We start from the raw sequence: 9,433 nt of genomic DNA, 5'->3' as shown, positions 1-9,433 counted from the left end.
AAGATAAATATTAATGTACAATAAACCAAGGGCAAAATGAAATATTATGATATTGGAAGTATTAGTGAGTTTTTGTCCAAAATTAAGGGGTCAATCCGACCAGCAAGGAGAAGGTTATAATGAAACAGAAAAACCCAAAACACACACAGAATTTTATTACATCTAGAAAGCATGTAAAAGAAATATTAAAATATACAAATATCAGTAAACAAGACAAGGTAATAGAAATTGGATCAGGAAAAGGACATTTTACTAAAGAACTTGTGGAAATGAGTCAATGGGTGACTGCTGTAGAAATTGATGAAAACTTATGTAAAACGACGGAAAAAGCAGTGAAACCTTTTAATAATATAGAAGTTATCCATGAGGATATATTAAAATTCAACTTTCCCAAAAGTAATGATTATAAAATATTTGGTAATATTCCCTATAATATTAGCACAGATATTGTAAAAAAAATTGCTTTTGATAGCCAATCCAAATATAGCTACCTTATTGTAGAGAGAGGATTTGCTAAAAGACTGCAAAATACCAAACGGGCTTTAGGTTTGTTATTGATGGTAGAAATGGACATAAAAATTCTCAAAAAAGTGCCACGAGAATACTTTCACCCTAAACCCAGTGTAGACTCTGTATTGATTGCACTAGAGCGACATAAACCATTGATTTTAAAGAAAGACTATAAAAAGTATCGATCATTCGTTTATAAATGGGTAAACAGGGAATATCATGTTCTTTTTACTAAGAATCAATTAAGACAAGCGTTGAAGCACGGGAATGTCACTGATCTTGATAAAATATCTAATGAACAATTTTTATCCATTTTCAACAGTTATAAATTGTTTCAACAATTTTAAAATAATTAGGCGTTCTCTAATTTGTATGAGGACGCTTAATTTATTCCACTAATAAAAAAGGAGATAATCAGACCAAAAGCATAAGATATCTAATTAATTCTGGTCAGCATATCTCCACCAAAGCATAGTAGCTACTAATCCAATCATACTTGTCAGAATTACAATTATAATACTAAAAGCTTCCACCATAGCATTATCACCTCCAGCAAGACCACTAATAAGTGCGGGAACAGCCCATGGAAAGTATTCTCCATAACCTGCTACTGCAACGACTTGTGCTAAAATAACAATAACCAATATAAATCCAAATGGCGATAGATATCCACGTCCAAAGCTTGCAAAAAAGGCTGCTGGTGTTGATAGTATAAGGGAAAGTAAGGAACAAGCAATATAAACTAAAGTTCCCTGTCTAATTACATCAAATGACCAACCAGGTATATCAATTAATAGACCAAGGAGTAGACCTAGAACTAATACATATATTGAAAGGACTAATCCCCATAAAAAAGCAATAATGAATTTAGAAAAGACAATAATATTTCTAGATATTGGTAATGCCAATAAGTCCCTTATAGTCCTGTCTGAATACTCTCTTCCGAATATCCAACTAGCATTAAATCCAAATACTATCAATCCTCCAATAGACATTGCCTGAGCAAGAAGACTAAGATAAGAGGGCCAATCGGCAGTTCCCACTATTTGTGCCTTAGTAGAAATAATACCTAGATTTTCCGCAAAAATAGGGTCTTTTAAAACAAATATGAAAAATCCACCAGTAAGGGGTACAAGTGTAAGAACAAGAATCGACATCAAGGGTATCTTAGAAGTGAAAAACTTTTTACTTTCTACTAAAATACATGTTAATATCTTATTCATATCTTATTCCTCCAATCTCTTTAATAGATCTTAAGAAATAGTCTTCTAAATCTTCGGTCTCAACTTTTAATAATGTTGGAGGATAACCAGAATTTACAAGTAATTTAGCAATTTTATCAGGATTATCTACAGCATCCCTATCCTCAATTTGAAATGTAGATGAATAATCCTCTGTATCTCTATAATATATTTTATATCCAGCTTTAGAAAGAACAGTTCTCATACCATTTTTGTCTTTACCATCCAATATTAATGTTTTTCTCAACTGCGTATCAAGTTGTTTTCCATCTATTTCTTTAATCAATTTTCCCTCATCTATTATAGCTATTCTTGTAGTCATTTTTGAAATTTCATCTAATCTATGACTAGATATAAATATGGTAACACCTGAATTTCTTGCTAAATCTAGTAGCATTTGACGGACTTCAACAATGCCTGCAGGATCCAATCCATTTATTGGCTCATCAAGTATCAGGATTTTTGGTTTATGCATAAGTGCCTTTGCTATACCAAGTCTTTGGGCATTACCTAGGGACAGGTTTTTTGCTTTCTTAGTGGCATGTTCATCTAATTTTAGTTTCCTTATAATCCAATCAATGCAGTTTTTATCTTTAATATTTCTTAATTTACGGATAATTTCTAAGTTTTCTCTAACAGTTAGTTCAGGGTATGAATATGGTGTTTCTACTATATATCCTACATCACGCCAAATATCTATATTGCCAGGGCTTACTTTTTGTCCTTTGAGATAACAGCTACCTGATGTGGGAGATATCATACCTAATAGCATTCGTATAGTAGTGGTTTTACCTGCACCATTAAGCCCTATAAAGCCGAATATTTCCCCCTCTTTAACAGATAGATTTATATTGTCAACAGCATAAGTTTCCCCATAAATCTTTGTTAAATTCCTAGTCTTAATAATTTCAGGCATTATTATCCTCCTTAATTATTTGCTGAGCAAGAGCTCCTATTAAAAGTTTCAGAGCTTCATCGAAACTATCTTCTCCGATTTCATCAATATGTATCATAGTCATAAAAATTGCTCTAAATGAAGCAGAAACAACATCTATATCAACATTATCTTTAAGTTTTATATAGGAAAAAATCCCCTTAGTGAGTATATCATCTAAAGAATGGTGGTTGATAATTAGTTCCTTAGGTAATTTTCTAATAAGATATTCAAATTCATTGTTTTGTATTATATTCATAATAAAAGAATGTCTTATATTCTGGTATAGCTCATAGATTAGATTAGTAAACATATCAACTCCAATTTTATCTTCTTTTTCTAATTTCCTAGTTAAATTTGTTGTAATAAATTTTTGGTATTCCTCTAAAACTGTAAAAAATAAGATCTCCTTTTTAGGATAAAAATTATAGAAAGATCCCTTTGATATACCTGTCATTTGTACAATTTGGTCGACAGTAGTTTTTCTTACACCATATTTTTTCAGACACTCCTCTGCTACTTCAATTAGTTTTAAGTTTATTAATTCTCTTTCATTATCACTAAATGCAGTACTCATAATTCTTTATCCTCCATGACTAAATCCGACTTTATAGTCATAGACTACCATGGTGCTAGAGTTTTGTCAATATAATTTATTGTTATACCGCCTGCAAAGAATGAGCCTGTTTTGAATGGAGAAACTGTTTTTTATGAATCGTGGAATATGATAGACTTAGCTCTCCAAATAGATTTTGAAGAGGAAGCTAAGAAAGATTATTATTTATTTACAAAAGAAGAAAAAGCTAAATCTGCTATGAGATTTATATCTAACTTATGGCAAATACATCCCTTTAGAGAAGGAAATACCCGAACAATTGCTGTATTTGCAATTGAGTATTTTAGAAGCTTAGATTTTGATATTAATAGCACTGTGTTTGAAAAGCATTCAAATTTTTTTAGGGATGCTTTGGTAAGGGATAATTGTAAATTAGAGTGGCATACATCCTATTTTTTAGATTGTTTTACTGAAAATTTATTATTAGATAGAAAACATGATTTAGAAAAGATGAATCTTAATATTCAATCAAAAGATGAAACTAAAGGTTTTTAGAAGATTAAGAATGAGTTTTAGAACCATAGGAGCGATATATTTAAAAAGCAAATTGCTAAAAGATCTATCCTTTTATTAAAATTATCTATAGCTATCCTATATACTTCATAATTATTTTAGATAAAGCACTTACAGAAAATATCTGTAGGTGCTTTTTTTGTTTCCCCTATATATAAAAGGAGGAAACAATATGATAACAGAAAAAGCATATATGGAGCATCTATACACTGAAGGAACAGAAGGATATATCGAATTAACTCATGATTTTAAAAGGTATAAAATGATTAACTATTATTCCTTAAATGAAATTGAGAGATTTTATGGTTTGGATAATGTGTTTATAAGTCCAAATACTTTTTTTATAAAGAAGAGATTAGTTAGGAATATTAGACACTTACGAGCGCTTTATATTGATTTAGATTTAGACTTAAACAGAATAGGTAAGGCTGAAGCAGTTTATAAAGTGTTTATTTTAGCAGAAGAAGGAAAAATTCCAAGGCCAACGCTAGTTGTAGATTCAGGGAGAGGAATTCATCTTTATTGGAGGATACAAAATGCACCTTATGCAGCTCTATACACTTGGCAACAGCTAGAAGATTACCTCTATAATAATTTAAAACACCTTTGGGCAGACAGATCAGCTACAGATGCAGCTAGATTATTAAGATTACCTAATACAATTAATAGCCGGAATGGTGCATTGTGCAGGATTTTATACATGAACAATGATTTAACATATAATATGTACGATTTAAGAGAAAGATTTTTAGGATATAAAAAAGAATCTAGTCAGAGAAAAAAAGATAAAAATAAAAAAGGACAAAATAAAGCAAAGATTACAAATTTCTTTACTAGTTACTCTTTACATCTTGCAAGAATAGATGATATAGAGACACTTTGCCAACTCAGAAACTGGGATATGAAAGGCTATAGGAACAAAGTCCTGCATTGCTGGATTTATTGGAATGGTATTTATGTAAGAGATTTGGCCCAGCTAGAAAAAATGGCATTGGAGTTTAACAATACATTTTTAGAACCTTTGGATGATCAAGCGGTTAGTGCTGTAGTTACGAGCTGTGACAGGGCTATAGAGGGCTTTTTAGAGTATCATAAACGATTAACTAATAAGGAGAGTTTAAACAGCTCAAAAAGCATCCTAAGGGGTACAGGCTATAATTATAGAAACAGAACCCTGATTGACATGTTAGATATAACAGAAGAGGAACAAAGGCATCTAAAAACAATTATAGGTACTAATGAGAAGTATCGAAGGAACAACGTAAGAAGAACACCAAGGAACGAGCAGGGACTAACACCAAGGCAACAGAGTAAGCAAGATAACATAAAGGCAGTTAAGCAGCTAGCAGATCAAGGACTGAAACAAAGAGAGATAGCTAAAGAGTTAGATATTACTCAAGCTAGAGTTAGCCAAATATTAAATAATAAAATATAAATGAAATGCTCTTAATAAAATGTGTATTTAAAAATTTGGAGATAAAAGTTAGTAATATAGTTAATAATAATGTGCTATGGATTATCTAAATAAGTAATAACATCAATTACATCTTTAAGAAGTAATGCTGTCAAGAGAATCTTGGGATAGATGATTAATATAAGGGTTACCTGGAGTAATGGGTAACCCTTACATTACATAAATGGATAAATGTGGTATAATCTAAGAAAATATTAAGAAAAAATAAAGGAGAGCCAGGGTACTACCATATCAGTGAGTTAAACAATTAAGTAGGAGGGGAATAAGTTGGGATTTTTTGATCTTTTTAAGAAGAAGTCAAAGCAAAAGAAAATACAAGATTCGAAATCTAATGTTAATAATAATTTAAGTGTTAGAAGTCAGTTAATTACAGAAGAAGTTATACCTGTAGAAAAGAGAATAAAGAAAATTAGTCCAAATAGTGAAGGTCTTTACCCGCATGAAGTGTTGGTGTTATCATATGCTCCAACTTATTATGTAGATGGAGATAATGAATTTCAAAGATTTTGGTGGTATAGATATGGTATTAAGGATGTTAACAAGGTCTTAAAGTCATTATTAAATAGAGATTTTTTAAGATCAGGATCATTAGCATCCGCTATGCAAAAAGCAACTGTTGTAGAATTAAAAGATATTTTAAGGGATAATGATAGAAAAGTCACAGGGAACAAGAAAGTCTTAATACAAAGATTATTAGATGAGGTAGATAATGAAAAACTCAACAAAATATTCAAGAGAAGAACATACGAAGTTACAGATTTAGGAGAAAAGGTACTAAACTATGAAGAACACATCCCATATATACATAAGAATAGTATTGAGAATTTAGATATTTTCTCATTAAGTAAAATGATTGAAAATAAACCAAATTATCCATATAGGGATATTATTTGGGGTTATCTTAATAAAAATAGTATGAAACATTTCGAAAATAGAGATTTTGGCTTATACAGGAATTGTCGATTTACTATGTCTGAATTTATTAAGGAAGAGAGAAAAATTGAAACTTCATTTGCATTATTAGTTGAGGTTATTATGCATGACTTGAGTGGCCTAAGCAATAATTTTAATATGGATTTTTTATATATCTATAAGGATGGATATTTCCCTTATGAGAATTCTCTAATTTCAATTCCACCAGGGATACTTAGTCGAGTTGTTGAGTATAAAGAAACTAAAGGCTTTACTGATGATGAATTAAGGCAAAAGATAGTTGAGATTGCAGATAAAATAAGCTTACCTCTTCGTATCTTTACTGTGGACGAATGTGCTGATATTGTAATTATGGAGATAAATAATCAGGATGAAGAATTAATTAAAATTTATGATAGAGCAGAAAAAAGATTTAATAAAAAATTTAGGTTTTCATAATTTTAAAATAAGGGTCAGTATTAAGATTTTTGAATCATATAAGGCTTGCCAAAATCATTCATTATTCTTAGGAAATTCCCTAATATTATAAATGGGGTTAACTTCAAAGGTCTAAACAATACTCTAGTGAAATACTCTAAATAAATTTGCCTTATCAAATATGCATGGTAAGATCATTTATTAAGCCTTATAAATATGGAGAAGAGCAAATAGAAGATGATAATTTATATCAAAACTTATAGCAAATCAAACCATATATAACTATGTCTTTTGGAAGTAAAATAAGTTTAGGAGATATATCAGAAGGTGAAGATAAGAGAAGTATGAGATTAAGAAATTGGCAAGTTTACAAAAGAGATAAGGATAATCAAGGGGGTAAATATCTATGAGATCATATTGTAGAATTTGCGAAAGGGATACAAATCATAAGATAATAAGTGAAGAGATAGTAGATTTTGAAGATGAAGGATCGGAAGTATTTGGACAGGATAAATATCAAATAATCCGTTGTATGGGGTGCGATAATGTTGCATTTAGAGAAGAAGGATGGTTTAGCGAAGATATTAACCCATATACTGGTCAACCAATGTTAAGGATAGTATTATATCCTAAAGCTAGTGGAGATGACTTACAACTCAAACGGATGATGGAAGTTCCTCACAAAATAAGACGTATATATGAGGAAACAATAGGGAGCTATAACAATCAAAATTTTATTCTATGTGCAACAGGATTGAGAGCAATTATAGAGGGAGTTTGTGCAGAGGAAAACATCAAAGATGGTCCAGTAAAAAGTGTAAAAAATAAAAAAGGAAATGTAGAAATTTTTCGTAAAGAGAATTTACAGGGGAAAATTGGAGGTTTATATGAAAGAAATCTAATTACTGAAAGTCATGCAGAAATATTACATGAACATAGATTTTTGGGAAATAAAGCAGTACATGAATTAGATATGCCTTCTGCAGAAGAATTAAAACTAGGAATTGAGATACTTGAACATACATTAGAAAATATTTATGAATTAAAGTATAAAGGCGGAGAATTACAATATAAAAGAGAATTGAGGAAAATGAAGGCATTAAAAAAATAGTGTTATTATAAGTATTAATTGGAAACCCAAGGGCTTTTTTTAATACCAAAGAGGATATGAAGTGGAAGAAGAGTTAGAATTTAGTGAAGCAATCTAGTTGAATAGACATTTATCTCCAATATGAAATAATTATTGTAAATATTTAGCAAAAAAGAAGGAGTTTAGATAGTTATGTAGAATATATGTAGTAGTAAAATGATTTTTTAAAATATTAAACAACAATAAATCAATTTGTGAGGGGTAATATGGATTATAAAATAATTGAGGATAAGGTGTTAGATCTAGATATTTCACCTTATGATTATGAAATATATTGTATGGAACTCCTGAAGAGACAAATGTTACCAGGCTTTACTGATGCAGAGGATGTTATTATTGAGCACAATAAGATAATAGAAAAAGATGAACAAAGGTATCAGTTCGACATATATTGTAAATTTTCTATTGGAAAACTAGCTGTAATTTTATTAGCTGGAGAATGTAAGAGATATAAAAATAAAGTTGCACGAGAAAAAATACAAGCATTTAGGCAAAAATTAACAGATGCTGGCATCCATAAGGGAGTATTCTTTTCTACTTCAGGTTACCAAAGTGGAGCTATTACTTATGCTCAAAATAATAATATAGCTCTATGTCAATTTACAACAAAAAAAGATTTGAATATCTTTAGTTTTTCAAAAAATGAAATGCCTAATTCAATTATAGGTGCATGGGTATATAACCTTGGAAATGAATCTAATTGTAGACCTATATATCCAGATGCAACTAATCGTTTCGTAGATTGGGTTGCTGACAGTAAGAATTTTAAATAAATATAATGGTGTAGTTAAAAAACATAACTTAGTATCAGAAAATAAAATTTCATAATTGATATAGAATTAGTTTGTATATATGGAAGGAACACACAGAACGTGTTATATATTATATGTTTATATGTGGATTTTATAAGAAAATAGTATTCGGTTTAGGAGGAATTATAATGAGTATATTCTTAGAGAAGTGTAAAGTTTTGAATCATGTTAGCAATACATTATATGAAGAAGTTGATAAATTAGCAGAAAAATTAATTCAATTAGACTTAGAAGATATGTTAGGGCAGGATATTAACAGTGGCTTCAATTCAATTAGTGGAGATAGACCATTTGAAGAAATTAATCTAGATGGCACTGTATTCAACCTTGTTAATAAAAGAAAATTGAGATATAAAGCATATGTACTTCATTTTAAAAGAGAATTTGCTCTACCATATTTAGGCTTTAAGTATAAGGGAGAAATAATCTCCCCACATATAGAGGGACAGCCTGAAATGCTACTATCACAGTATAATAAGTTTGAACTTGATGAGATTACTATACAAATAGAAAAAAGAATTACGCAAATTAGGCAAGATTTATCATACATAGCAGGAATTCAAAGCTATAGAGAGGTAAAATTTTATTATAGAAACTATGGTGGTTTATTTGATGGAGAGCAAGTATTTAAGGATTTAAAAGAAGTAATAAATGATTATCAGAGTTTGCTATAAATTAATTATTGCCAATGCTTTATCATATGTCATAGCTATTAAGCCCCCTAACCTATTTGGACAATCGCACACTAATTTAGTAAAATAAAAATTAATGGGAGGTTGTCTAAATTGAGAGGTAAAGGTAAAAGATATCCAGAAGAATTTAAACGTCAAATT

At 30.0% G+C, this 9,433-nt stretch carries 10 protein-coding genes; 7 read left to right on the top strand and 3 right to left on the bottom strand.

The features are described 5' to 3' along the window. Window positions 1–119 precede the first annotated feature (119 nt). Window positions 120–857, top strand: a complete 738-nt coding sequence (gene erm(A) / locus C3E89_RS11255) for a 23S rRNA (adenine(2058)-N(6))-methyltransferase Erm(A) (protein WP_236913040.1) — start codon at window positions 120–122, stop codon at window positions 855–857. A 93-nt stretch (window positions 858–950) separates the two neighbouring features. On the opposite strand, the gene C3E89_RS11250 is transcribed toward erm(A), so the two are convergent. The 3 genes from C3E89_RS11250 to C3E89_RS11240 are packed head-to-tail and all read right to left on the bottom strand — an operon-like array spanning window position 951 to window position 3,262. Next, a complete protein-coding gene (locus C3E89_RS11250) occupies window positions 951–1,733 on the bottom strand; it encodes an ABC transporter permease (protein ID WP_005583631.1) in 783 nt (260 codons plus the stop codon). Next, complete coding sequence (locus tag C3E89_RS11245; RefSeq protein WP_005583632.1) at window positions 1,726–2,667, bottom strand: ABC transporter ATP-binding protein; 942 nt, start codon at window positions 2,665–2,667, stop codon at window positions 1,726–1,728. The genes C3E89_RS11250 and C3E89_RS11245 overlap by 8 nt, the downstream gene beginning before the upstream one ends. Then, window positions 2,660–3,262 (bottom strand): TetR/AcrR family transcriptional regulator, encoded by a 603-nt coding sequence (locus tag C3E89_RS11240; RefSeq protein WP_236913039.1) that lies wholly within the window; start codon window positions 3,260–3,262, stop codon window positions 2,660–2,662. The genes C3E89_RS11245 and C3E89_RS11240 overlap by 8 nt, the downstream gene beginning before the upstream one ends. 111 nt (window positions 3,263–3,373) lie before the next feature. Here C3E89_RS11240 and C3E89_RS11235 point away from each other — a divergent pair, with 111 nt between their 5' ends. The 6 genes from C3E89_RS11235 to C3E89_RS11210 all read left to right on the top strand — a co-directional run bounded on the left by C3E89_RS11235 (window position 3,374) and on the right by C3E89_RS11210 (window position 9,274). Beyond that, entirely contained in the window at window positions 3,374–3,796 is a 423-nt protein-coding gene (locus C3E89_RS11235) for a Fic family protein (RefSeq protein WP_236913038.1), read from the top strand. A gap of 190 nt (window positions 3,797–3,986) precedes the next feature. Beyond that, window positions 3,987–5,249 (top strand): DNA-binding response regulator, encoded by a 1,263-nt coding sequence (locus C3E89_RS11230; protein ID WP_236913037.1) that lies wholly within the window; start codon window positions 3,987–3,989, stop codon window positions 5,247–5,249. 306 nt (window positions 5,250–5,555) lie between these two features. Next, window positions 5,556–6,659, top strand: coding sequence for an SAP domain-containing protein (locus tag C3E89_RS11225; RefSeq protein WP_236913036.1), 1,104 nt, complete (start codon window positions 5,556–5,558; stop codon window positions 6,657–6,659). A 385-nt stretch (window positions 6,660–7,044) separates the two neighbouring features. Next, entirely contained in the window at window positions 7,045–7,749 is a 705-nt protein-coding gene (locus C3E89_RS11220; protein WP_236913035.1) for a DUF4145 domain-containing protein, read from the top strand. A gap of 245 nt (window positions 7,750–7,994) precedes the next feature. Continuing rightward, complete coding sequence (locus C3E89_RS11215) at window positions 7,995–8,561, top strand: restriction endonuclease (protein ID WP_236913034.1); 567 nt, start codon at window positions 7,995–7,997, stop codon at window positions 8,559–8,561. A gap of 167 nt (window positions 8,562–8,728) precedes the next feature. Beyond that, window positions 8,729–9,274 carry a hypothetical protein gene (locus C3E89_RS11210; RefSeq protein ID WP_236913033.1) on the top strand — a complete coding sequence of 182 codons (546 nt, stop codon included), beginning with the start codon at window positions 8,729–8,731 and terminating at the stop codon, window positions 9,272–9,274. Window positions 9,275–9,433: the final 159 nt, after the last annotated feature.

The organism is Clostridium sp. Cult1, assembly GCF_021655095.1.
In the GTDB taxonomy this organism is placed as follows: Bacteria; Bacillota; Clostridia; order Tissierellales; family Tepidimicrobiaceae; genus Schnuerera.
Note: the sequence above shows the minus strand (reverse complement) of the source record. Positions and strands in the feature narration are given on the sequence as shown.